The 23,500-nt window shown below is 65.8% G+C and carries 25 protein-coding genes and 3 pseudogenes; 15 read left to right on the plus strand and 13 right to left on the minus strand.

What is annotated here, in order from left to right; translation table 11 throughout:
* Positions 1-41: 41 nt before the first annotated feature.
* From JVH1_RS09815 to JVH1_RS09825, 3 genes are all read left to right on the plus strand, one after another.
* The gene (locus JVH1_RS09815; RefSeq protein WP_009478333.1) at positions 42-1,151 is read left to right on the plus strand and encodes an NDMA-dependent alcohol dehydrogenase; all 1,110 of its coding nucleotides are present in this window, start codon (positions 42-44) and stop codon (positions 1,149-1,151) included.
* 32 nt (positions 1,152-1,183) lie between these two features.
* Complete coding sequence (locus JVH1_RS09820) at positions 1,184-2,632, plus strand: aldehyde dehydrogenase (RefSeq protein ID WP_009478332.1); 1,449 nt, start codon at positions 1,184-1,186, stop codon at positions 2,630-2,632.
* Between the two features lie 77 nt (positions 2,633-2,709).
* Positions 2,710-3,576, plus strand: coding sequence for an alpha/beta fold hydrolase (locus tag JVH1_RS09825; RefSeq protein WP_202803496.1), 867 nt, complete (start codon positions 2,710-2,712; stop codon positions 3,574-3,576).
* 456 nt (positions 3,577-4,032) lie between these two features.
* On the opposite strand, the pseudogene JVH1_RS09830 reads toward JVH1_RS09825, so the two are convergent.
* From JVH1_RS09830 to JVH1_RS09840, 3 genes and pseudogenes are all read right to left on the minus strand, one after another.
* Positions 4,033-4,752, minus strand: a pseudogene (locus JVH1_RS09830) (maleylpyruvate isomerase family mycothiol-dependent enzyme).
* Positions 4,753-5,532: 780 nt separating this feature from the next.
* Positions 5,533-6,444: pseudogene (locus JVH1_RS09835) on the minus strand (alpha/beta fold hydrolase).
* A 318-nt stretch (positions 6,445-6,762) separates the two neighbouring features.
* On the minus strand, positions 6,763-7,482 hold the full coding sequence (locus tag JVH1_RS09840; protein WP_009478326.1) for a TetR/AcrR family transcriptional regulator C-terminal domain-containing protein: 720 nt from the start codon (positions 7,480-7,482) through the stop codon (positions 6,763-6,765).
* 142 nt (positions 7,483-7,624) lie between these two features.
* Here JVH1_RS09840 and JVH1_RS09845 point away from each other — a divergent pair, with 142 nt between their 5' ends.
* The 7 genes from JVH1_RS09845 (at position 7,625) to JVH1_RS09875 (ending at position 12,167) form a co-directional block, all read left to right on the plus strand.
* The gene (locus JVH1_RS09845) at positions 7,625-8,086 is read left to right on the plus strand and encodes a hypothetical protein (RefSeq protein WP_009478325.1); all 462 of its coding nucleotides are present in this window, start codon (positions 7,625-7,627) and stop codon (positions 8,084-8,086) included.
* Positions 8,087-8,167: 81 nt separating this feature from the next.
* Complete coding sequence (locus JVH1_RS09850; RefSeq protein ID WP_009478324.1) at positions 8,168-8,362, plus strand: CsbD family protein; 195 nt, start codon at positions 8,168-8,170, stop codon at positions 8,360-8,362.
* Between the two features lie 61 nt (positions 8,363-8,423).
* Positions 8,424-8,579, plus strand: coding sequence for a DUF6131 family protein (locus JVH1_RS09855; RefSeq protein ID WP_009478323.1), 156 nt, complete (start codon positions 8,424-8,426; stop codon positions 8,577-8,579).
* Between the two features lie 77 nt (positions 8,580-8,656).
* Positions 8,657-9,910: an acyl-CoA desaturase gene (locus tag JVH1_RS09860; RefSeq protein WP_009478322.1), complete on the plus strand. Its 1,254-nt coding sequence runs from the start codon at positions 8,657-8,659 to the stop codon at positions 9,908-9,910.
* On the plus strand, positions 9,903-10,766 hold the full coding sequence (locus JVH1_RS09865; RefSeq protein WP_009478321.1) for a DUF1206 domain-containing protein: 864 nt from the start codon (positions 9,903-9,905) through the stop codon (positions 10,764-10,766). The genes JVH1_RS09860 and JVH1_RS09865 overlap by 8 nt, the downstream gene beginning before the upstream one ends.
* Before the next feature lie 66 nt (positions 10,767-10,832).
* Complete coding sequence (locus tag JVH1_RS09870) at positions 10,833-11,207, plus strand: winged helix-turn-helix domain-containing protein (RefSeq protein ID WP_371112973.1); 375 nt, start codon at positions 10,833-10,835, stop codon at positions 11,205-11,207.
* A 354-nt stretch (positions 11,208-11,561) separates the two neighbouring features.
* Positions 11,562-12,167, plus strand: a complete 606-nt coding sequence (locus JVH1_RS09875; protein WP_011597479.1) for a hypothetical protein — start codon at positions 11,562-11,564, stop codon at positions 12,165-12,167.
* Positions 12,168-12,276: 109 nt separating this feature from the next.
* On the opposite strand, the gene JVH1_RS09880 is transcribed toward JVH1_RS09875, so the two are convergent.
* Entirely contained in the window at positions 12,277-12,699 is a 423-nt protein-coding gene (locus JVH1_RS09880; protein ID WP_043781227.1) for an MmcQ/YjbR family DNA-binding protein, read from the minus strand.
* A gap of 157 nt (positions 12,700-12,856) precedes the next feature.
* On the opposite strand from JVH1_RS09880, the gene JVH1_RS09885 reads away from it, so the two are divergent.
* On the plus strand, positions 12,857-13,126 hold the full coding sequence (locus JVH1_RS09885) for a hypothetical protein (protein WP_043781225.1): 270 nt from the start codon (positions 12,857-12,859) through the stop codon (positions 13,124-13,126).
* Here JVH1_RS09885 and JVH1_RS09890 read toward each other — a convergent pair.
* The gene (locus JVH1_RS09890) at positions 13,114-14,022 is read right to left on the minus strand and encodes a hypothetical protein (protein ID WP_043781223.1); all 909 of its coding nucleotides are present in this window, start codon (positions 14,020-14,022) and stop codon (positions 13,114-13,116) included. The genes JVH1_RS09885 and JVH1_RS09890 overlap by 13 nt on opposite strands.
* 103 nt (positions 14,023-14,125) lie before the next feature.
* A pseudogene (locus JVH1_RS09895) lies at positions 14,126-14,329 on the minus strand (transcriptional regulator); the annotation flags it as partial.
* Between the two features lie 180 nt (positions 14,330-14,509).
* On the opposite strand from JVH1_RS09895, the gene JVH1_RS09900 reads away from it, so the two are divergent.
* The 3 genes from JVH1_RS09900 to JVH1_RS09910 all read left to right on the plus strand — a co-directional run bounded on the left by JVH1_RS09900 (position 14,510) and on the right by JVH1_RS09910 (position 16,521).
* Positions 14,510-15,289: an acetoin reductase gene (locus JVH1_RS09900; RefSeq protein ID WP_009478314.1), complete on the plus strand. Its 780-nt coding sequence runs from the start codon at positions 14,510-14,512 to the stop codon at positions 15,287-15,289.
* Positions 15,290-15,380: 91 nt separating this feature from the next.
* A complete protein-coding gene (locus tag JVH1_RS09905; protein WP_009478313.1) occupies positions 15,381-15,614 on the plus strand; it encodes a hypothetical protein in 234 nt (77 codons plus the stop codon).
* A gap of 580 nt (positions 15,615-16,194) precedes the next feature.
* Complete coding sequence (locus JVH1_RS09910; RefSeq protein ID WP_009478310.1) at positions 16,195-16,521, plus strand: hypothetical protein; 327 nt, start codon at positions 16,195-16,197, stop codon at positions 16,519-16,521.
* A gap of 95 nt (positions 16,522-16,616) precedes the next feature.
* On the opposite strand, the gene katG is transcribed toward JVH1_RS09910, so the two are convergent.
* The 6 genes from katG to JVH1_RS09940 form a co-directional block, all read right to left on the minus strand.
* The gene (katG, locus tag JVH1_RS09915; RefSeq protein ID WP_043781218.1) at positions 16,617-18,845 is read right to left on the minus strand and encodes a catalase/peroxidase HPI; all 2,229 of its coding nucleotides are present in this window, start codon (positions 18,843-18,845) and stop codon (positions 16,617-16,619) included.
* Positions 18,846-18,881: 36 nt separating this feature from the next.
* Positions 18,882-19,325 carry a Fur family transcriptional regulator gene (locus JVH1_RS09920; RefSeq protein ID WP_043781216.1) on the minus strand — a complete coding sequence of 148 codons (444 nt, stop codon included), beginning with the start codon at positions 19,323-19,325 and terminating at the stop codon, positions 18,882-18,884.
* Positions 19,326-19,438: 113 nt separating this feature from the next.
* Complete coding sequence (locus tag JVH1_RS09925) at positions 19,439-19,795, minus strand: hypothetical protein (protein ID WP_009478306.1); 357 nt, start codon at positions 19,793-19,795, stop codon at positions 19,439-19,441.
* 25 nt (positions 19,796-19,820) lie between these two features.
* Positions 19,821-20,129, minus strand: coding sequence for a hypothetical protein (locus JVH1_RS09930; protein WP_009478305.1), 309 nt, complete (start codon positions 20,127-20,129; stop codon positions 19,821-19,823).
* A gap of 110 nt (positions 20,130-20,239) precedes the next feature.
* On the minus strand, positions 20,240-20,899 hold the full coding sequence (locus JVH1_RS09935) for a response regulator transcription factor (RefSeq protein WP_009478304.1): 660 nt from the start codon (positions 20,897-20,899) through the stop codon (positions 20,240-20,242).
* A 17-nt stretch (positions 20,900-20,916) separates the two neighbouring features.
* Complete coding sequence (locus tag JVH1_RS09940; RefSeq protein WP_043781211.1) at positions 20,917-22,257, minus strand: histidine kinase; 1,341 nt, start codon at positions 22,255-22,257, stop codon at positions 20,917-20,919.
* A gap of 16 nt (positions 22,258-22,273) precedes the next feature.
* Between JVH1_RS09940 and JVH1_RS09945 the strand changes: the two genes are divergently transcribed.
* Positions 22,274-22,702, plus strand: coding sequence for a hypothetical protein (locus JVH1_RS09945; protein WP_043781209.1), 429 nt, complete (start codon positions 22,274-22,276; stop codon positions 22,700-22,702).
* Between the two features lie 15 nt (positions 22,703-22,717).
* Here JVH1_RS09945 and JVH1_RS09950 read toward each other — a convergent pair whose 3' ends face one another.
* Positions 22,718-23,500 (minus strand): TIM barrel protein, encoded by a 783-nt coding sequence (locus JVH1_RS09950; RefSeq protein WP_009478301.1) that lies wholly within the window; start codon positions 23,498-23,500, stop codon positions 22,718-22,720.

Genomic DNA, 23,500 nt, shown 5'->3' on the forward strand with positions numbered 1-23,500 from the left:
GCGAACTCGGTGTGATGTTCGCTACTTGAGAGGAGATCATGGTGAAGACTCAGGCGGCGATCTTGTGGGAACGCGGCGGACCGTGGACCGTCGAGGAGATCGACCTTGATCCACCCCGGCACGGCGAAGTACTCGTCGAAATGGGCGGCAGCGGGCTGTGCCACTCCGACGAACACGTCCTCACCGGCGACCTGCCGTGGCCGTTGCCGATGATCGGTGGGCACGAAGGCGCCGGCACTGTCGTGGAGGTCGGCCCGGGTGTCGAAGGCTTGACTGCGGGCGACCGAGTGATCTTCGGGTTCATCCCCGCGTGCGGACGTTGCGCCGCGTGCTCGGCCGGCATGCAGAATCTCTGCGAACTGGGCCAGTACCTCGGCGACGGCACCCAGATCTCCGACCATACCGCGAGGCACCACGCCCGCGGACAGGACCTGGGACTGATGTGTTTGCTGGGTACGTTCGCCCAGCACACCGTCGTAAGTGAGGCCAACTGCATCAAGATCGACGACGACATCGCGCTGGACAAGGCCTGCCTGCTCGGCTGCGGTGTGGTCACCGGTTGGGGATCGGCCGTCTTCGCCGGTGGTGTTCAGCCCGGCGACACGTCGGTGGTCGTGGGTGTCGGAGGCATCGGTATCAATGCCGTCCAGGGCGCGGCCCTGAGCGGATCACAGTACGTCGTCGCCGTTGATCCGGTCGAGTTCAAACGGAACAAGGCTCTCGAGTTCGGAGCCACCCACGCAGTCGCCACCAGCGAGGAAGCACATGCCTTGGTCACCGACCTCACGTACGGCCGCGGCGCCAACGTGGTGGTCAACACCACCGGAGTAGGCGACGGCGAGCAGATCGGTGCCAGCCTGGCGATGACCGCCAAACGCGGCACCGTGGTCGTGACCAACCTGCACCGCGCCACCGAAGAGACCGTGACGATGAGTGCGTTGGACCTCGTGCTGATGGAGAAGCGGGTCGTCGGGTCGCTGTTCGGGACGGCGAATCCGCGCCTGCACATTCCCAAGCTGCTGGGCCTGTACCGCAGCGGACACCTCAAGCTCGACGAACTGGCCAGCCGCAGCTACAAACTCGACGAGATCAATACCGGCTACCAGGACATGCGTGACGGCCGAAATCTCCGCGGCGTCATCACCTTCTGATCTTCTCTCGACTACGTACCAAGGGAACTTCCATGGAATTGCATTACGCCTCTCTGTTCATCGGCGGCGACTGGGTTGCACCCAGCACGAGCGCAACGATCACGGCGATCTCGGCGAGCACGGAGCAGCCGATCGGTTCGGTACCAGAAGCGCAGGAAGCCGACGTCGACGCCGCCGTCGCGGCCGCCCGACGTGCATTCGACGACCCGGCCGGGTGGGCGCACTGGGCCCCGGCCGACCGTGCGACCGCGATGGAACGCCTCGCCGATGTCCTTGAACGCCGCGCCGAGGACGTCGTCCAGCGAGTGAGCGCGCAGAACGGGATGCCGGTCGCGGTGGCACGCCAACTCGAGGGTGCCTTCCCGGTCATCCTCCTGCGCTACTACGCCGGACTGGCCCGGGACACCGCCACCGAAGCGACCCGCCCCGGACTGTTCGGCGGCAACACCCTGGTCCGCCGTGAACCGCTCGGCGTGGTCGGGGCGATCGTGCCATGGAACTTCCCGCAGACCCTCGCCGCGTTCAAGTACGCCCCCGCGATGGCCGCCGGGTGCACGCTGGTGATCAAGCCGTCTCCGGAAACCGTGCTCGACGCCTTTGTCTTCGCCGAGGCCGTCGCCGAGGCCGGAATCCCGGCCGGAGTGGTCAACATCGTGCCCGGTGGCCGCGAGGTCGGCGCGTACCTGGTGGCACATCCGGGAGTGGACAAGATCAGCTTCACCGGTTCCACCGCGGCCGGCCGGTCCATCGGCGAGGTCTGCGGCCGGCTGCTGCGGCCCGTCACTCTGGAACTGGGCGGCAAGTCCGCGGCCATCGTGCTGGACGACGCCGACCTCGACCTGCAGACGGTAGCCGAGAAACTGTTCACGGCAACACTTCTCAACAACGGGCAGACCTGCTTCCTCGGCACCCGGGTGCTCGCCCCGCGCTCGCGTTACGCCGAGATCGTGGACCTGTTCACCGACTTCGCGGGCGCCCTGAAAGTCGGTGATGCCCTGGACGACACCACCCAGATCGGTCCGATGGCCACCGCCGCGCAGCGCGAACGCGTCGAGCGGTACATCGCCAAGGGCCGCGGCGACGGCGCCCGCGTCACCATCGGCGGCGGCAGGCCCGCCGACCGCGACACCGGGTGGTTCGTCGAACCGACGATCTTCGCCGACGTCGACAACAACCACACCATCGCCCAGGAGGAGATCTTCGGCCCGGTGCTATCGGTGATTCCGTACGCCGACGACGACGAGGCCGTCCGCATCGCGAACGACTCCGACTACGGACTCGGCGGAACGGTGTGGACCAACGACCCCGACCGCGGGCTGGCGCTGGCGAAGCGGGTGCAGACCGGCACCATCGGCGTCAACACCTATCTACCCGAGCCCAGCGCCCCCTTCGGCGGAGTCAAGGCCAGCGGCATCGGCCGCGAACTCGGCCCCGAAGCGCTCGGCAACTACCAGCAGCTGAAGTCCGTCTACCTGGGCTAAGCATCCGTTCCGCGCGAGAAGCGGATACTTAACTTGTCATCCACCCGCCCCTTAGCAAATAGATGCGGCGGGATCATTTGAAGAAGGTCATCACAATGCTCAACGGAACAGTGCACGTGGACGGCGCCGAGCTATATTACGAAATCCGCGGACAAGGACCCGCTCTGCTCATGATCAGTGGTGCCGGCGGCGACGCAGGCTACTACTCGGAGTCGGCCAGGATCTTGGAAAATTCGTTCACCGTCATCAGCTACGATCGCCGAGGCAATTCGCGAAGCACAGGACGCCGAGATACAAAAACGTCGATGCGTGAACAAGCCCGGGATGCCAAGGCCCTCATCGATGAACTCGCTGGTGGCCGCGCACTCGTATTCGGAAACAGCGGCGGAGCCATCATCGGACTGGAACTGACCGCAGCCTTTCCAGCCTCGGTGCAAGGACTAATCGCGCATGAACCGCCCATCCTCGGCGTGCTCCCCGACAGTGACCCCGACCGCGGATTCTTCGCCGAAATTCTCGCCGTCGCCGAACAACACGGTGTCATGGCGGCCGGAGCGCGCTTCGTACAGTCGGTCCGTGGAGAAGGCACGTATCCGTGGCCCACCGACGTGCATGAACGGTTCCTCGGCAACGTCACGCACCTGTTCACCAACGAGTTCGCTGCGTTTGGTGACTACACACCCGACTGGGGCGCGCTGGGCGCGGCAGGAGTACCCATCGTGATGGCCGCAGGCAGTGAAGACCGCGGCTGCAACTACTTCCTCCCCTCGATCATCATCGCCGAGCAACTGGGCCTACCATGGGCGGAATTCCCCGGCTACCACCTGCCGTTCATGGAGCGACCCCGCGAGTTCGCCGCCGCATTGCGCGCGGTCGCCACACAGATGTTCAGCAACGCCGAGACCGTCGCACCGCTCTGGCGCAGTTCCGCAGCCTTGACTTGAGCACTTACAACCACTCGGTGGCAGGCCGGCCGTGGCTGGCCACCTGCCACCGCGGTGGACAGTGCGATACCCGGATTCGCGAGCCCGACGCCAAAACCGGTGCGGGGTCACCGCACTCGAACGACTCACTTCAACTACCACGCCCGTTTGCAGCAACTGCGGCGTCTTGGGCGAATTCTTCGGCGGTGACGGCGGCGGCGGTGCGGCCCGTCCGGTACGAAGATAACCGTGGAGGCAAACGGCTAGGTAAAGCAACCGAACGGGAAACCGGTCGATACACAACCGGCGCTGCCTGGAACCGTCTACCGCTTCGCTGTGACCGCTACACCTGCCCGGAACAGTCCGGAACGCCCAGTTTGGCGACGTGGCGAAGAGTTCGCTTCTACGTGGCGTTCCGCAATACAGACAAGGCACTGCTTGGTTCCGCGGCAAAGCGAGTAGACCCGGATATCTCGTTTACAACCACCTCGGCGGCTCCTGGGCGTCTCCCTCGACGTTCCCCCCCGACGGCTCCGCGCCCTGCGGCCCACCGCACGACCGCGGCGAGGGGACCGGACACCTTCGTCGTCGGTGCCGAATCTCCTGCACCGCAACCGGTTCACCTCCGTCGACCGTGAGCACGAGGCCGGCGCCGAGGTCCTTCCTTTGCCACATTCCGACGATGTCGGTGAGCAGCGACTCGAGGACCACGTCGGGGAAGTCGCCGAACCGGCCGCCGTTGCCGAGGTCGACCGCATGAATCCACACCTCCCGGGTGCGCATCCACGCCGTCTCCGACACCGGCACCAGACGGCCCTGCGCGGTGCGGACCTGCGCCTCCCACGCCGAGGCGGGCAGGTGACGCCACTTCTCGTCGAGGCGGGCGACGGTGTGGTCGAACAGGTTCCGTAGCGCCGCCGCCGGCAGGGTGGCGCCCTCGGCGATCTCCCGGCCCCGCTGCTCCGGCGAGGCATACATCGGGGTCTCGATCCCGGTGGCCGCCCAGTCCAGCAGCCGGCACAACGCGGCCGCGTTGTAGCCGACGTGCGCGAGCAGGTGTCGCCGCGACCACCCCGCCAACCCGGTCGGCTCGGACAGCTGCTCGTCGGACAGTTCGGCGAGGCGTTGCGCGAAGTACGCGGTGCCGCGGCGGGCGATCAGCAACCGCTCGGCCAGGGGAAGATCGTTAAAACCCACCGGGTGCACCCCTACTTGACGATCGTCGTGTTGCGGACGGTGCCCAGGCCCTCGATGGTAGGAACGGGATCGGGTCCACCGATTCCATGCGCCCAGTGGTGTCCCCGGCGCCGAGCGGTTCGTAGCTGCCCACGTAGAAGTGCACCGGGTAGGACAGCCACCAGGCGAACAACCCGGTACACCAGGCCCGCCCCGAGCCCGAGGGCCGTTCCGATCAGAATCAGTGTCCGCACAAGATCAACTTCGCAATCGCCGACTGTGCTGTTTCCGCGGCCCGTCGGAGGGCGCCCAACGCAGACCTGGACAGGCCGCTTCCGACCTTTACCTGCGCGAAACAGCACCTCGAGTCGCACCGACAGCGTTCTGCTGAGCGAAAAGTGTGCTCCCTGCTGTTTTTCGGAAGATGCTGCGGAAATGTTTTTTTACAGCAGTCATCCCACAGACTGGCAGCGACCTACGGACTCCTCGCCGGCGGAGGTCGGCAGATCCTCCGGTGCCCGCCCACCAGCATGATCTGTACCCATCACCACCATTTCGCCGGTAGTGCGCGAACGTGCCCGCAGCAAAGCGGAATCAGTTGTGATTAGATGCCCCTCTTGCGCGTGATTACCGCCCAGTCAGTTCGCGGAGAACCAAGGCCAGCACTGTTGCTCGCCATAGGTGAACACCCCTCCATCCATCCATAGGGTGTTCACGTGTTAGAGCCTGTTGAGTTCACCCATTGGGCCTGCGATCCGACTCGGGCGCTGCGTTCTGGCGTTGGACGCGGTGATTCCGGTTTCACGCGGATTTTCCCGCCGTTGTGCGACGCCGTCCCGCGCCGGTGTCACCGGGGGTTTTTGAAGCAGAATCGAGGAATTCGTCGAGTACGCGGAAGAATAATTCCGGTTCGTCGAGTTGAGGGAAGTGACCTGCGTGGGGAAAGATCTCGACGCGACTGTGGGGCACGACTCGGCGCAGGTTCTCGGCATGTGAGGCGGGGATCATTTTGTCTCGGCCACCCCATACCAGCAGCGAGGGAAGCGACTCGAACTTCGAGAAGTGTTGCTTGGCGCTGACCGTCTGTCCGCGCAGTTCCACGACGGCGCGGGTGGAGGCGAGAAACGCGGCTCGCGAAGACTTGTCGGACACGGTCTCGAGGGATCGCCAGGTTTCGGTGGCGCTGCGACTGGGCTGCACAGGAAACCCGAGCCGGCCCAAGTGTTTCAAAATGCTCTCGGTGTTGCGCCGAAGCCAGTCGGAGGCCAAGACGGGCAGGACCAGTTCGCTGCCAGGCAAAGTGGCCGCCTTGAGGAATAAACTCACCTCGCGGCCGAGGCCGCCGCTGCTCACCAGACACAGACGGTCGACTCGCTCGGGAAACAGGTAGGTCAGCTGCATGACGATGCCGCCGCCGAGGGAATGGCCCACGAACGCGGCGGAGGAAATCCCGAGATGATCCAGCAGGTCGCGGAGGGTGGCCGCGTGGGCACTGAGGGAGTAGTCACCGGAGGGTTTGTCGGATTGGCCGTGCCCGAACAGGTCGGGTGCCACCACGCGATGCTTCTTGGCGAGCCTTCAGATCTGCGGTGCCCAGGATTCATGGGAGCCGAGCAGGCCGTGCACGAGCACCACCGGCGGTCCCGCTCCGACGTCGACGAACCTGAGGACATCGTGGTGCAGGATCACGGAGTCGAGCTTGCGTGGCGACACTGTGTCCTCCCGTCTCGTTGTTCAACCAGCAGAACGTCCCGACACCGCCCACCGAGGCGCTCGAAGCTGGATTCACGTAACTCGGAAACGGTGCCGGCGGCGCCCCTATCGCAGCGTCGACGTTCGCCACTGTGGAGAGCCGATAGTGGTGGAGAAACGAGTGTCGGGGCACCGCGCCTATCCGTCTCTGCCCTGCCCGATCTTCTCACGTGGGTGCGGTCCCGGCGCGGCATGAGTCCGCCGGGAGGGTAGAAGTTCTCGCCACACAACCGAGGAATTGGCAGGGAGGAAGGGTGTCCTCCGTCTCCTGGGTTCAGCTCACCGAAGCGGCTGAGCTGTCGAGGGCAGTGTTGCGGTCAGGCCGGAGAAGAGGATGTCGAGGCCGCGCTCGAGTTCGGCGGCACCGTCGTAGGCGGCCAGAACCGGCGCCAGGCCGCGCACCAGGGGGAACTCGCCGATCGGTAGCCGGTGAAGCCCGAGTCGTAGCAGCGCGTCGGTTTCGTCGGGTCGCTCGACTAGTTCCTGTAGTTCGTTGAGGACGTGACCGTGGAGGAAACCGAACAACGCCCGGTAGACGTGCAGGGCGTCGGCGCCGGTGAATCCGGCCCGGGTGAGCAAGCTCAGGATGTTCTCGAGCGGGCGCAGTGTTCCCAGCGGTTTCAGTCCGAGGGGCGTCGCCAGGGGCCGGGTGACCAGCAACGGGACCACGTGGGGATGATCGAGCGCCAGACGGTGGAACCTCCGGGCGACCGTGCGTAGTTGGGTCACCCATTCACCGTCCTCGGTGTCGACGACGAGTTGCTCGAGGACGGTTTCGGCGATGCCGTCGAGGAGCGCTGCCTTGTTCGGCGCGTGCCGGTACAAGGTCATCGGATCCCGGTCGAGGGCCTTGCCGAGGCGACGCATCGTGAGCCCGTCGATGCCGTCGCGGTCGATGATCCCGAGCGCGCGCGAGAGAATCAACTCCCTGGTCAGCGCTGCCGGTTCAGAACCCTCGCCGTCTGGGTCGGCCGTGCGAGGAGCGGGCACCTTCGCCATCCGAGGCTCCTTTCCATTTCACTATTTACTGTAGGCCTAAATCGTAGTCCCCATCGTAGGCCTAGAGCGTAGATCTACACCGTTGACAAGTTGGGCAATGCGGCGTTGACTGGGTACTACAACGTAGGCCCTGGAGGCCACCATGATCATCATCTTCGGACTCGTCGTCCTTCTCGCCGCTGTGATCGTCGGACTCACCGGCGTGCTGAGCAACAGCGGCGACGGTCACGCCTTGACCGACGGGTTCGCCGTATTCGGCTATCACGTCACCGGCTCCACCGGCACCCTGTTCCTCTACGGCATCGTCGTCGGCGCGGTAGGGCTCATCGGACTCGGGCTGCTCCTGGCCGGTGCCCGGCGCACCTCCCGGCGCGGCCGCATCGCCCGCCGCGACCTGACCGAATCGCGCCGCGAAACAGCGGATGCATACCAGGACCGGGACCGCCTCGCCGAACAGCGCGGCAGGGTCGCCGCGAACCCGGACACCGTCGACAGGACACCGCACGGGACAAGCCGCGACCAGCGAGATGGGCGACGGGACTGGCGGCACCCGTTCGGCCACCGAACAACCAGTACAGCGGCCACTCACGACGTCGCACGCTGAGGACACCCCGGCACCGGTCCCCCACTGACATCGGCCGCCGCACTCGCCCGGCCGATCACCCGAGAGAGAAGGAGTACCGCCATGAGCATCGTGAAGAAGCTTCGGCACAAGACCGAAACCGCGGAGGGCGCCACCAAGAAGACCGTCGGCAAGGCCCTCGGGAACGAACGCATGGAAGCCGAAGGCAGTGCAGAGCAGGCCAAGGGCAACGCCAAGCAAACCGGCGACAAGCTCAAGCAGGCAGGGCAGAAGATCAAGCACACCTTCAAACACTGACCCGCTCACACCGTCCGATACCCCCAATACCCGCTCTCTGTCCCGAAATCAGGTTGTGCTCATGATCATTCTCGGAATCATCCTCGCCATCATCGGCGCGGTCGCCGGCATTCCCATCCTCCTGTACGTCGGGGTCGCGCTCATCGTCATCGGCGTGGTCCTGGTGATCATGGGGTCAATGGGCCACGCGGTCGCCGGCCGACGCCACTACTACTGACCCGACCCCTGAGGCCGCACCGGACGGGGCACCACCCAGGTTCCGCACAGGGGCTCGCCCGGAACCTGGAGCACACCATGGCCATCTCCGATATCAAGGAATACGCACACCTCACCGACGCGGACGTCGAGGCACTCAGCGACGAACTCACCAGCATCCGCCGGGACGTCACCGAGTCGCTCGGCGATGCCGACGCCGCCTACATCCGCCGCACCATCGGCCTCCAGCGACTACTGGATGCCGCTGCACGGCTGGTGATCTACGGCAGCAGAGGACCGGCGGGCTGGGTCCTCGGGACGACAGCACTCGGTGTGGCCAAAAGCGTGGAGAACATGGAGATCGGCCACAACGTCTCCCACGGCCAATGGGACTGGATGAACGACCCGGAAATCCACTCCACCACCTGGGAATGGGACATGGCCGGCCTGTCGTCGCAGTGGCGCTACTCCCACAACTACCGCCACCACGTGTTCAGCAACGTCGTCGGAATGGACGAGGACCTCGGCTACGGTGTCCTCCGGATCACCCGCGACCAGCCGTGGAAGCCCGAACACCTACTGCAACCGCTGCGAAACCTGCTGCTGGCGGCTCTGTTCGAATGGGGCATCGCCCTCCACGACCTGTATTCCGAACAGACCCGGGCCGGCACCGCCGCCGAGAAATCCGCCCACCGGCGAGCACTGATCGGGAAGTTCGCCCGCCAGACAGGCAAGGACTACTTGCTTTTTCCCGCCCTCAGCGGGCGGCGGTGGCGGCGAACACTGTCGGCGAACGTGACCGCGAATCTGCTGCGGAACGTATGGGCGTACGTGGTGATCTTCTGCGGGCACTTCCCCGACGGCGCCGAGAAGTTCACCCTCGCCGAACTCGAGAACGAGACGAGGCCGGAGTGGTATCTGCGGCAGATGCTCGGCGCGGCCAACTTCCGGGCCGGCCCGGTGATGGCGTTCCTCAGCGGCAACCTGTGCTACCAGATCGAGCATCACCTGTTCCCCGATCTCCCCAGCAACCGCTACGCGGAAATCTCCACCAGGGTGCAAGCACTGTGCGAGAAGTATGACCTGCCCTATACCACCGGCTCCCTGGCCGGGCAGTACCTGCAGACACTGCGCACCATCCACAAACTCGCACTGCCCGACCGGTTTCTGCGCGCGACCGTCGACGACGCCCCCGAGACGGCCTCCGAACTGAAATTCCGCACCGCGGGTGAGCCGATCGGATCGACCCCGGCTTCCCGAATCGGGCTCCGGACAGCCCTACGAGCCCTGCCCACTCACCGTCGCACCCGCCGACGGTCGACACCACCAACATCGGACGATCACCATGCCTGACACCACCCCTTCCCCGGCACCCGCCGCCACCTCTTCGCTGGCGTCGCAGGACAACTCGTCCTCCACCGCAGGACGGCTGGCCCAGAACAGCTTCTTCGAACGATTCGCCCGCGCAGGGTTCGTCGTGAGCGGCATCGTGCACCTGATCATCGGCTACATCGCCATCCGGCTCGCCCTCGGCGGCGCAGCCGGCACCGCCGATCAATCCGGTGCCATGACGGAACTGGCCGCCAAACCGGGCGGCATCGTCGCCCTGTGGGTGGGCGTGGTCGCGTTCGCCATCATGGGACTGTGGCGGCTCGCCGAAGCGGCACTCGGCAGTTCGTCTCGTCCGGACGCCGACAGCAAGAAGTCGGAAATCATCGATCGTCTCAAGGCCTTTGCCCTGGCGGTGGTCTACTTCGCTTTCGCCTTCTCCGCATTCGGATTTGCCCGCGGCAGCGGCAAGTCGAGCAGCGGCCAGAGTGCGGGGATCACGGCCCGACTGATGCAAACCACCGCCGGCACGATCGTCCTCGTCGCCGCGGCGCTCGTCATCATCGCGGTCGGCGGATACCACGTCTACAAGGGAGTCAGCCGCAGCTTCCTCGACGACCTGGAAGGAACCACCAGCCCACTCGTGCGCAGGCTGGGCACGGTCGGATACATCGCGAAAGGTCTGGCCATCGCCGCCATCGGGTTGCTGGTGATCCTCGCCGTCAGTCAATCCGAGCCCGATAAGGCCTCCGGCCTCGACGGCGCCTTCAAAACCGTCGGCGCCCAACCCTACGGAGCGGCCCTCCTCATCGCCGCCGGCGTCGGCATCATCACCTATGGCCTCTACAGCTTCGCCATGGCCCGCTACGCCAAGATGTAGTCGGGCACAGCGTCCAGCGCCGACCGCATCGCCATCCTCGATGCCGGTGCCGACGACCACGTGGTGATGCCCTGCACCGTGCCCGAACTCGCAGCGCGGTTCCGCGCTGTCCTTCGTCGTGTGCGCTGGGCACCGATCGAGGACCTCGTCTTCCCCTCATTGACCATCAGCGTCACCGGGAGAACCGTTTACTCCAACGGCCAATGGGTCGATGTGAGCCGACAGGAATTCAATGTTCTGGTCGTCCTCGCCAAGGAGGTCGGGCGCATCGTCTCCCGCGAAGATCTCCTCCGCACCATCTGGGCGGTGCCGGTGTCCGTGGCCGCACGGTCGAACGTGCTGACCGTGTGTATCAGTTCGCTGCGCGGCAAACTCGAGGCCACGAGCGCTGGACGAATGATCCACACCGTCCGGGGGATCGGTTACGTCTTTCGGACATGACACGGCGATCCCGGCACGAGGTCGAGGTTGCCGGTACGTCAGGTTACGTTGCGGCACTGGGATATCGGGGCGCCCAGCGCGCGTCCGAGACAGTGTTGCGGAAACGCGAAGAACACTGCTGCGTCTGCTCGCAAAACCGAGGTGATCGGCAACAGCCCGACGTCGAGTACCAGCAGCGAAGGCGGCATCTCAGTCTTCTCCGCGGACCGATGACGATTACCCCAAGAGAAAGTCAATCCCAGCAAAAATAGAGATTTGATGCCAGACGCGGGGCGCGTACCGTACTATGTGTGGCTTCTTGGCGCCACTTGCCGCCCGGTGCCACGCCGAACAAACCCGAAGATTGGAGCAGAGATGCGTATCTTGCGTGCGTTTGTAGGAGCGGTCGCTTGGGTTTTCCTGGTGCTGGCGTTATCTCTTCACGCGCCCCTGCCGACTGCTCAGGCCGAGTGTATGAGATTGCCATATTTCACGCAGTCCGGATATGCCAACTTCGATTTCCCCCCGCGAATCGTCGCGCTGCTGAACGAAAACGAGATCGCGGTCGAAGGCGTCGCACCGTTCGAGGCCAAGCCCGCGAAGACCGGTCTCTATCTGCCAATCGGCTCGCAGACCAACCATATCGACGCATGCATGGGCGTGTTCTACCCCGGCGGGCCGAGGTTCGTCAGCAAGACCGGGAACTCTGTTCTGGTTCAGGATATCTGGCTGCGGATGGACGGCGCCTACGGGACTGTGACGATCAACGGGGTCCCCCAGGGCGAGAGGATGGTCGCCACCTACAACGTGGGTGAGATGATGCCGACGGTCATGACGCCGCACGGTGGCGGGATCGGCCCCACGTATTGGCCGTTCCGCTTCTCCCCGTATTTCGCGCAGACCCTCAACGAGGCTGCAGGTGCCAACGTCTTCATGGCCGGTGAGGTGTTCGCCAACCTCGACGCCGTCGGGAAGTTCTGACACGAAATTAATCGATTCCACGCCGGATGACGCGACTACCGCGCGTTCTGCGTGCAGTGCACCGGCGGGCTACGTGACGGGAATCTTCGGCAACCGGGAAGAACCGTCACTACGACAGACGGTGCGCGGCGAGCCATGCCGAAGCCCGGGCCGACGATGCCCGACAGAGCCACGCATCCTGAACCACCTCGGTCAGTTCTTTCAGCGTCAGATCGCCGATCCGACTTGACCGCAACAGCACCGACGGATGTCCGTCGAAATGTGGAGTGGTAAAGAACGGCGACGCCGGGTCTTGAACCATTGCTTGCTTGTCGGACTGGGAGGGCACCCAGAACACGATCACGTCCGTATACCGTTCACCGGTACGAGGGTCGAAGGCATCGGGGCGAGGCGTTCGGAAGAACACGAACGATTTGCCGCCGACCTGATAGACAGGATTGCCCCGCGGCCCACATTCGACCTTGACGTGGGGCATACCCAAGGCCAACTCATGCACATCGTCCACCCGTGCGCGGCGCGGATCTGCCGTCATCGCAACATCATAGAACGTTGCCCGCAGGCTCGTGCGAGTCACGTGGGAACAATGCGGAACGAGGGCATTCGGGGTGCCGCCGGTCAGATTCGCGCGGAGTCGACGAGGGACTTACCCCGATATCCGGTGGCAGGACGCCCTCGCTGCCGCAGCCGACATGCCGAGAATCGAGAAGATGTTCTTCCGCCTGTCGCTGCAGTTGCGGTTGTTCGTCTCGATTCTCGGTCTGGAATACGCGTACTCGGTCGATGAGATCGTCGCCGACGACACCGCGATATTCCATGCTCTCGAGGCCCAGGATCCCGAAGGGGTGACGCGGCCCTGGCGCCGCAAAATCGACAACGCCGTGACCTACATGGTCGAACAACTCGGCCATCTCGACGTCAATGCATCTCGCCGAGCTCCGGAATCGAGTCACTGGAAGTAGGACGCATAGTCGCTGAAAGGAACCTGGCCGGTGGGGCTCGAGTGTATTGCGTCGGCAACCGCGGACGGAATGGGAGCCCAGTGGGCAGGCATCGCTGCGGCCACGGAAGGATTCAATACGTAGAGCAGGGCGAAGTTCACAATCCAGAGCGGCGGCGCCATCGACATGCCTACCTCCGAACTCACACCCCCCTTGGTGTTGGTCACCAGTTGAGCCGCGCCCGAAATCTGTTGCGATGCGAAGCCATAGACCGCTTGCACCGTGTACGCCGACCGGTACAGCGCTATCAGGGTTCGCGTCGCATCGTTGTTCCTCAACCAGGTGCCCACGAACCCACCGGGAGCGATCAATGAGTTCACCTGCCTCGTCGGGGCGTCCGCATTGGCCGGACTCTCCAGCAGCCCGCTGGCGTTCACGTAGAGCCCGTAGCTGGCCAGCACCGAGGGCGTGGACTGGCCAGCGACGTCGGAATACAGGGGACGGCCGTTCGTATTGGTGAGGATCTGGGCGCATGCATCGATCACCTCGGCAGCGTCGCGGCTGCCGCCGACTCCGCCGCCGGTGACGAGGTCGCGATACTGCTGTTCGGACAAAGCGTCAGCCCTGGTGAGCCCCACCTGGCCGGCAATCTCGTCCGCCGCTTGCTGACCGAGTGGCTGGTTGAGCTGCCCAGGGTTGGTCACCTGCGTCGGTGCCAGGCTCTCGTAGCCGGGCGCCCCGGCGAAGGGGATCGCGAACCCGGTCTCGACGGTGTCCGCTGCTGGGTCTGCGCCGGCTGTTCGGGTCACACTCAGGGAGAGAATGCACATTCCCACCAGTGCCAGTACCGGGATGGTCCTGCGAAGGGAGGTTACTCCGCGTCGATGGCCCGGACCCGCTAATCCTGTGCCGCGCATACGTCAACCTCCCGGAACACCATCGGGCGAGCCACACCAGCTTGCGTTCCAGTCAAGCGCCGCGATCAATGCCGTGTCAATCCCTCCCGACTACGAGTCGCACCACGTCCTCGCAACGGTCGGGACTCACGCCGTCCGCTTGCAGCCGAGACCACGACCGGCCGACGACGTCGCGCGGTTGCGCGGGCGGTTGCCGTCCCGAGAGCACTGCATCGTGCACTTGACTCAACAGTCGCGCGTGCCGGGGCAGATCCACGCCCGAGCCGACAGCAGGAAGGCGGTGTCGAACCGAACCGGGAGTACTCACCCGGCCGAGCCTACCGGGATTGCGGACGCCGAACCAGTGGCGGTGTCCTCCATTTCCATTGGAGGCGAACGCAATCGGCGCCGTACGGAACACACTGCAACCGAGCGCAACCCTTGCACACCCGCCGTCGAGGATGCTTGGCCCACCTGTGAGGACCACCACACTCGACAGGAGTCAAGGATGAGCATCAAGGGCAAAGTCGCTCTGGTCACCGGCGCGGGGCAGGGCATCGGACGCGCGATCGCATTGCGACTGGCGTCGGACGGCGCCGACATCTCGCTCGTCGACGTCAACGGCGCCCGGGCCGATGCGGTGGCCGACGAGGTCCGGGCGATAGGCGCGAACGCGATCTCACTGGTCGCCGACGTGACGGACCGCGATCAGGTGCAGTCTGCTGTCGACCGGACCGAGCGCGAACTGGGCGGCTTCGACATCATCGTCAACAACGCGGGAATCGCCCAGGTCAACCCGATCGCCGACGTGACACCGGAGGAGGTCTCACGCATCCTCGCCGTGAACGTCGAAGGCGTGCTGTGGGGTATCCAGGTCGGGGCAGCCAAGTTCCGGGAGCGGGGACACGGCGGGAAGATCATCAACGCCTCGTCGATCGCCGGCCACGAGGGATTCCCGATGCTCGGCGTGTACTCGGCGACCAAGTTCGCGGTCCGCGGACTCACCCAGGCCGCGGCGAAGGAGTATGCGTCGGACGGCATCACCGTCAACGCCTACTGCCCCGGCGTCGTCGGCACCGACATGTGGGTCACCATCGACGAACGCTTCGCGGCCCTCACCGGTGCACCGAAGGGTGCCACGTTCGAGAAGTTCGTCGGCGGCATCGCCCTCGGTCGCGCGCAGACGCCCGAGGACGTCGCCGCGTACGTGTCGTATCTCGCCGGACCGGATTCCGACTACATGACCGGGCAATCGGGACTGATCGACGGCGGCCTGGTGTACCGATAGGCACCACCCGCAGCGGGGTTTCACGCCCGGATCCACGGGTAGACGGACGTAGGGTGATGCGACAGCGCGTCCGGGGACGAAAGGGGCAGCCGTGGACGTCGACGACCTGGTCGAGCGCACCGCTCGGTTGCGGTTCGATCTGCAAGCACTCGAAAACCGCATCAAGGAGTTGACCGACGCGTTCGACCTCCTCGACAGCACGACCGAGGGTGCGTCGCGGGAACAGGTGATCGACAGCCTCAGCGACGCCCGACTCGACCTGAGCACCGCGGACAGACATCTCGAGACCGCGGTGCGTAACGCCGAGAAACTGTCGACCGACTGAACCCCGCGTCGGACGAAGACGGACTCGTCAGGTCGCCGATCCCCTCGCACCCCAGACGACCCGATCCCACCAACTGCTGAGCGGACTGGGGTCCGGCCACCGGATGGGCTCGTCCTCACGCAGTTCCGTTACTCGACGTTGCGCACGCTGATTCGATGATCCGCCTTCTTCTCGACGCACAGCACTGCACCTCCCGAATTCCTGCGCGCCCGTCACGGCGGCGGGCGCGGCCCACTGTGCAAACCGAAATTTAGCACCGCCGGGCCAGAACGACCACCGTTTCGCGACCGTTAACCACCGGGTAGCGAAGAATCCGATTCCCGCGTGCAGAAAGCGCACCACCACCCACTCTGGCACTCGCGGTAGTCGAGTGCTAAATTTCTCGTGCACAGTGATGAGCGTCTACCGAGGTGGTAGGCCTATCGACTGATCATGGGAGGTGTATTGCTGTGCTGCGTCACGATCCCGTCACCGACATCCACTCAATGACCCGATCTTTGCTGGATGCCGTTCCAGAGCCCTCGCCGTTCGCGATCCACGCACCGATCCGCGTCAGCACGCAACCGAGGACCTGAAGACCATGACCGCCACGACCCAATCCCGCCCCGATCCCGGCAGTTCGCCCGCACGATTCTCCCGGCTCACCAGACCACAGCACCTGCAGGGCGAACACTGGAGCGACATCTCGGTCATGCTGGGAGCACTATCGATAGTGATGTTCTGGATGTTCGGATTCGGCATCGTTCTCGGCGTCTGCGCCATCGCTGCCGGCATCGCCGCCAACCGACACCCTGCCGTCGAAGGAAGCGAGCCCAAGTCTCTGGAAGCACTGCTGGGCATTCTCACCGGCGCGTTCGGAATCGCCGCCGGCACAGTCTTTCTCACCGCGGCGCTCCCACACCTCTGACATACGCCACAATCCGGCCCGACACCCGGTGAGTATCCACTCGCGGGTGCCGGGCCAGATGACGGTTTGATCGGCCTAGGCCGATCAAACCGTGATCAGTCGAGGTCGAACCGGTCGAGGTTCATCACCTTGTTCCAGGCAGAAACGAAGTCCTGCACGAACTTCTGCTGCGCGTCGTCGGCGGCATACACCTCGGCGAGAGCGCGCAATTGCGAGTTCGAACCGAACACGAGATCGACGGCGGTGGCGGTCCACTTGGCGGCACCCGTCACACGGTCGGTGCCCTCGTAGACGTTCTCGGCCGAGGACGCACCCTTCCACTCCGTACCCATGTCGAGGAGGTTGACGAAGAAGTCGTTGGTCAACGCCTCGGGCCGGTCGGTGAAGACGCCGTGCTTCGTCTGGCCGAAGTTGGCGTTCAGTGCACGCAGGCCGCCGACGAGAACCGTCATTTCCGGAGCGGTCAGGTTCAACATGTAGGCCCGGTCGACCAGAAGTGCCTCGGCAGGCAACTTCTCCCCCGCCCGGAGGTAGTTGCGGAACCCGTCGGCCTTCGGCTCGAGTACGGCGAACGACTCCACATCGGTCTGCTCCTGTGTGGCGTCGGTACGACCCGGCGTGAACGGGACCGTGACGTCGTGACCGGCGTTCTTCGCCGCCTTCTCGACAGCCGCAGCACCCGCCAGGACGATCACGTCCGCGAGTGAGACCTTCACTCCGCCGGACTGCGACGAGTTGAAGTCCTGCTGAATCTGTTCGAGGGTCTGCAGGATCGTGGACAGCTCGGCGGGGCTGTTGATCTCCCAATCCTTCTGCGGCGCAAGCCGGATCCGCGCCCCGTTGGCGCCGCCGCGCATGTCGGTGCTGCGGTGGGTGGCTGCCGACGCCCAAGCGGTGGACACCAGCTGCGGGATGGACAGGCCCGAGTCGAGGATCTTGCCCTTGAGCGCGGCGATCTCGCTGTCACCGATCAGCTGGTGATCGACCGCAGGGACCGGGTCCTGCCACAGCTGCGCCTCGGGAACCCACGGGCCGAGGTAGCGCGTGACGGGTCCCATGTCGCGGTGCAGCAGCTTGTACCAGGCCTTGGCGAACTCCTCGGCAAATTCCTCCGGGTGGTCGAGCCAACGCCGGGTGATCTTCTCGTAGGCCGGGTCGATGCGCAGCGAGAGGTCCGTGGTCAGCATCGTGGGAGCACGCCCCGCCGACGAATCGAACGGGTCGGGAATCGTGCCCGCGCCTGCGCCGTCCTTCGCGGTCCACTGCCAGGCACCGGCGGGACTCTTGGTCAGCTCCCACTCGTTGCCGTACAGGACCTCCAGGAAGCTGTTGTCCCACTTCGTCGGTGTGGGGGTCCACACGACCTCGAGACCACTGGTGATCGCATCCTTGCCCACGCCGGTGCCGTAGGCACTCTTCCAGCCGAGGCCCTGCTGCTCGATCGGGGCGCCCTCCGGTTCCGGACCGACCAGGTCGGCGTCGCCTGCGCCGTGCGTCTTGCCGAAGGTGTGGCCGCCTGCGATCAGCGCAGCGGTCTCCACGTCGTTCATCGCCATGCGGCTGAACGTCTCCCGGATGTCGCGGGCGGCTGCCAGCGGATCCGGCTGGCCATTGGGCCCCTCCGGGTTCACGTAGATGAGGCCCATCTGCACGGCCCCGAGCGGACCCGAGAGTTCCCGATCGCCGCTGTAGCGCTCGTCGCCCAGCCAGGTGTCCTCGGGACCCCAGTACATTTCCTCGGGCTCCCAGATGTCCTCGCGGCCGAATCCGAACCCGAAGGTCTTGAACCCCATCGACTCCAGGGCACAGTTCCCTGCGAAGACGAGGAGGTCCGCCCACGAGATCTGCTTGCCGTACTTCTGCTTCACCGGCCAGAGCAGCCGGCGGGCCTTGTCGAGGTTCGCGTTGTCGGGCCAGCTGTTGAGGGGGGCGAACCGCTGAGCGCCCTGACCGCCGCCGCCGCGACCGTCCGCGATGCGGTAGGTGCCCGCGGCGTGCCAGCTCATCCGGATGAAGAGGCCGCCGTAGTGGCCGTAGTCGGCGGGCCACCAGTCCTGCGAGGTCGTCATCAGATCGATGACGTCGCGTTTGAGTGCCTCGACGTCGAGCTTGGCGAACTCCTCGGCGTAGTCGAAGTCCTCACCCATCGGGTTCGACTTGGATGTGTGGGCGTGCAACACCGACAGCTCCGGCTGGTTCGGCCACCAGTCGCGGTTGTTCCTCGGGCGGTTCGCCGCCGGAGTGGGAGACGGGATTACGGGGTTTTCACTTTCACTGGTGCTCTGAGTGTTTCCCTCATGAGCGACCGGGCAGCTATCGGACACAACATTCCTTCCGGGAGAGACCAAACTGGGCTGTGGTCATGGGTTCGATCGAGAAGTCTGTGAAGTCGAGCAGTCGGGGCACAGACCCCAATAGATGACCTCGGCCTCCTCGACGAGGAAACCGTTGTCGTCGGACGCGGTCAGGCACGGCGCCTCACCGACGGCACAGTCGACGTCCGCAATGGCCCCACACGACCGGCAGATGACGTGGTGGTGATTGTCTCCGACCCGCGACTCGTAACGAGCAACGGAGCCGGGCGGCTGAATCCGCCGCACCAATCCCACAGCGGTCACTGCGTGCAGCACGTCGTACACGGCCTGCCGGGACACCCCTTCCAGAACGGTGCGCACCGCTCCGAAAATCGTCTCCGTATCGGCATGTGGACGCGCGTGCACGGCCTCCAACACCGCGACCCGCGGGCGGGTCACGCGAAGCTCAGCCCCGCGCAGCAGCGCTGCGTAATCCGGCATCGACGGCACCCACCCACTATGACTTACTTTTCTGGACTCAGCCAAGACTTTGCGGAAACTATTTGCCGTGACTTCGACTCACGCACACCTGGCCCGTTGGCTGACCGCGGCTCCGACAAACTTCAGGGAAGCTCGAAGGTGACGACGACCGAGGGCACCGAATCCGGCGAAGACAGTCCGATCGTGCCGCGCGACGGCACGAGGGAGAGTCCGCCACCTCCGCCGCCCGGCGGCTCGTTCGCCTCGCCGGTGCCACCGATCCGTCCCCCGGCGGCGCCTCCGCCGCCGCCGTACCCATCCGGCCCCACCTCCGCCCCCGGCGCCGATCCCGTCGCCGACGGCCCCGGGAGCGTCGCACCGGAACTTCCTGCGCTGCCGCCGTATCCGGGACCACCGGCAAGGCTGGCCGGGCTCGACCCGTCGGATCCGAACACGGGCTGTCCGCCGCCGTGCCCGTTCTCGCCGACCCGGACGTACACCGTCGATCCCGGAACGAGCCAGGCGTCACCACGGGCTACCGCTCCCCGGCCGCCGGGAGACCGTGCGGCAACAGCTGTCACCGCCTCGGCCGCCGACCGCCTCGATGTGCACCTTCCAGACGCCGTCCGGAATCCTCAGCGGTACACCGTGGACACCTCCGGAAGGAGACACTTCGCCGGTGTTGTCGGTGTACGCGCAGGTGACCGCCTTCTGGGACTGGACGCACTGCGACGGCAACTCCGCCACTGCCACTCCCGAACCCGGGAAGACCGCCAGCCCGCCCGCGGTGGAACCCACCGCCGCGGCCATACCGAGAAGCCGTACCTTCGACACCGACCCCCTACGCTCACCCTCCCCGGTCGCGCACCGGCCCGGTGAACGGGTCCCACGCTTCGACTGTAACCGCGCCAACGATGCCGGGATGAAAAGCCCTCCGTCGGAACCTAATCCGGGCGGGCGTCGCCCGGGGAGACGATGCCGTGATCGAAGGCGTACACGATGGCGGCCGCGCGGTCGCGGAGATCGAGCTTGAGGAAGATGTGCCCGACGTGACTCTTCACGGTCACGCCCGAGATACCCAGCTCACGCCCGATCTCACTGTTGCTGTGCCCACGCCCGATGAGGGCGAGCACATCGAGTTCTCGCGCGGTCAGCTCGGTGAGGTGGTTCCGGCCCCCGTCGGACGACGGCGCGACGGTGCGGTACGTGGCGAGAACGCGTCCGGTCACTGCGGGGTCGAGGCAGGCGCCGCCCTCGGCGACGGTGCGGACGGCGCGAATCAGGTCCTCGGCAGGCGAATCCTTGAGGATGAAACCCGCCGCACCCGCGCGGAGCGACCCGGACAGCAGTTCGTCATCGTCGAACGTGGTGAGCACCAGCACCGGCGGTGGCTGCGCTCCCGACCGGAGATCGCGGGTCGCGCGGATGCCGTCGACCTTCTTCATCCGAAGGTCCATGAGCACGACGTCCGGAGTGTGCTCCGCCACCGCGCCCGGCACCTCCGCGCCGTCGGCGCATTCGCCGACGATCACGAAGCCGTCCTTGCGCCGCAGGATCCGGCGCAGCCCCGACCGCACGAGTTCCTGGTCGTCGACCAGCAGCACCCTGATCTCCGGGCCCGTCACGACAGTCCCGGGATGTGGCGGAGGATCGCCGGCCGACAGGAATCTCGGGGCAATGGGACCGCGGCGTGCACCGACCATCCTCTGCCGTCCGGGCCGGCGCGGAGTGTGCCACCGAGCAGCGCGGCGCGCTCGCGCATGCCCCGCAGACCGGAGCCGAGCGAGCCGTTCGGTGGGGTCACCTGACCTCGGGTCGGGTTGCGGATTTCCAGGGTGATGCGTTCCGGCTCGATCGTGAGTCGCACGTCGGCACTGGCGCCGGGTGCATGTTTGGCGACGTTGGCCAGCGACTCCTGCGTGATGCGGAAGATCCCGAGACCGACCGTGCCGGTCACGGCGGAGAGGTCGCCCTGCATGTCGAAGGCCACCGGTAGACCCGCACGGCGGAAGTCGTCGATCAGATCGGGAAGGTCGGCGACGCCCGGCTCGGGACGGGTGCCCGACGGACCTGCGTCGAGCAACCCGACGGTGCGCCGAATGTCGGCCATCGCCTGCCGCCCGAGTCGCTCGGCGTCAGAGAGCGCGTCCACCGCGTCGTCGACGTCGCGGTCCTGCTCGAGCGCGCGACGGGCCGCGGTCAGATGCAGCAACGTGATGCTCAGCGAGTGGGCGATGACGTCGTGAACCTCGCGGGCGATTCGCTGGCGCTCACGTGTGGCGGCCTGCTCGGATTGAATCGCCTTCGAGGCCCGCTCCTGGTGAAGGAGGCGCAACTGTGTGAGCATCAGGTAACCGAAGGCCCAGCCCAGCACGACTCCCGCGAGAGCGTAAGGCGCACCGTCGAGTCGGCCCGTCAGTGCAAACGCAGACAGGACTGCCATCGCGGCAGCCAAGGTGGCGAGGCTGACGGCCAGTGACGCCGTTGCCGCGACCTCGGCGGTCAGGATCACCAGGATGAGCGGAGCGAAGTCGAAGGCCGTGTCGGGCTGCTGCAGAAGCAACAGTGCGGCCGCCGCGATGACGACGACGGCCAGGAACGGACGCGGAAGCACCACCCCCGGCCTGATCATGTCTCCCACAACGGGGGTCACCGCGGCGACCAGACCACACAGCAGAACCCACCCCGGCGGCACGAAGCCGTCGCGTTGCGCGACAGCCGCACCGGCGATGACCACGACGGCGATGTGCGCGAATACCGGCACAGCGAGCGGGTAGTCGTACCCACTCTCCGCCACGCGTCGACGAAAAAATGCCGTCACCTGCACACGACCAGCGTAGGCGAAGACCCACCCGCACCGCGTCCTCTCCGGAGCGGAGACCCCCTCCGCCCACGGTAGGAGACGAGAACGCGACCGTGGCACGGCGAAACCGCTGCCGCGGATCCGTAGCGTTGCCGCCATCAACGAAACTACGGAGGTGGCCGAGATGTCGTGGAACGATTTCCGTGCACGCCGGGCGGTACTGGAAGAGATCCTGGCGCGGGCGCACACCGACCCCGCACAGGCGTTGCGGTTCGACGAAGTGCCCGGCGCGATCGAGCTTTTCGGCTCGACCGACAACATCCTGCTCGCACTTCAGCACCGGTGGAGCAATCACCTCGCGGCCCGCCTCGACCAGGCGGTCGAGGACGGCACCCCCCTGAATGTGACTTGGAAAGCGCTGGCCGCCGAGCAACCGGCATTGCGCGCGCTCCTCGACACCGCGGCCGCCTCCTCCCTGCCGTTGCGCGGGTCCCAGCGCGCGGAGCAGCGGATGATCGAGGCCCACCACACCGGACGACTGTCCGGCCACGGGATCGAGCAGCGACCGATCGGCGCGCGAACGCCGACGATGACCCCCGTGTGAAGAACGGACGGACGGCTAGGGGTGCGCGAATGCCGCCTCGAACGCGTCGAGCGCGTCGTCCGGATCGTTCTTCGCCCACCCTTCGAGTCCCACGACGCCGGTGTAGCCGATGTCGCGGAGGGCCGCGGCGACAGCCGGGTAGTGGATTTCGCCGGTTCCGGGTTCGCAGCGTCCGGGGACGTCGGCGACCTGGATCTCCCCGATGTAGGGCAGCGCCTTTCGGATGAGTTCGATGAGGTTTCCCTCACCGATCTGGGCGTGATAGAGATCGAGATTCATGCGTAGGTGAGGGCTGTCGACCGCCCGGACGAGTGCGAGGGTGTCGGCCGCGGTCGCGAACGGGGTACCGGGATGATCGACGGCGAGGTTGAGGTTCTCGAGCGTGAACACCCGTCCCGCCTGTTCGCCGAGTTCGGCGACCTTCCGCAGAGTGTCGGCGGCGGTGAGCCACATTGCGGGCGTGACCGTTTCGACCGGCCGGACGGGCAGGCCCCGGTGGTCGAGTCCGGTTCCGTGCAGGTTCAACCGCGGGCAGTCGAGCCGTTTCGCGACGTCGAGGGACTGCTGCGCCGTGGTGAGCAGGGCCTCGATGCCGTCGGCTTCGGTGAGGTTGCCCTCCAGATAGCCCGTCATCGAGGAGAATTCGGCGCCGACGGCGGCGAGAGCGTCGATGTCCTTGGTGGACCAGTCCCAGATCTCGACCTGGAGTCCACGTTCGGCGATGCGGTGCACGCGGTCCAGGAACGGCAGGTCGAGGTAGAGCATTTCGGCGCTGGCGGCGAGCGTGTACGTGGCCAT

Source organism: Rhodococcus sp. JVH1, from assembly GCF_000280725.2.
Classification (GTDB): Bacteria; Actinomycetota; Actinomycetes; order Mycobacteriales; family Mycobacteriaceae; genus Rhodococcus_F; species Rhodococcus_F jostii_A.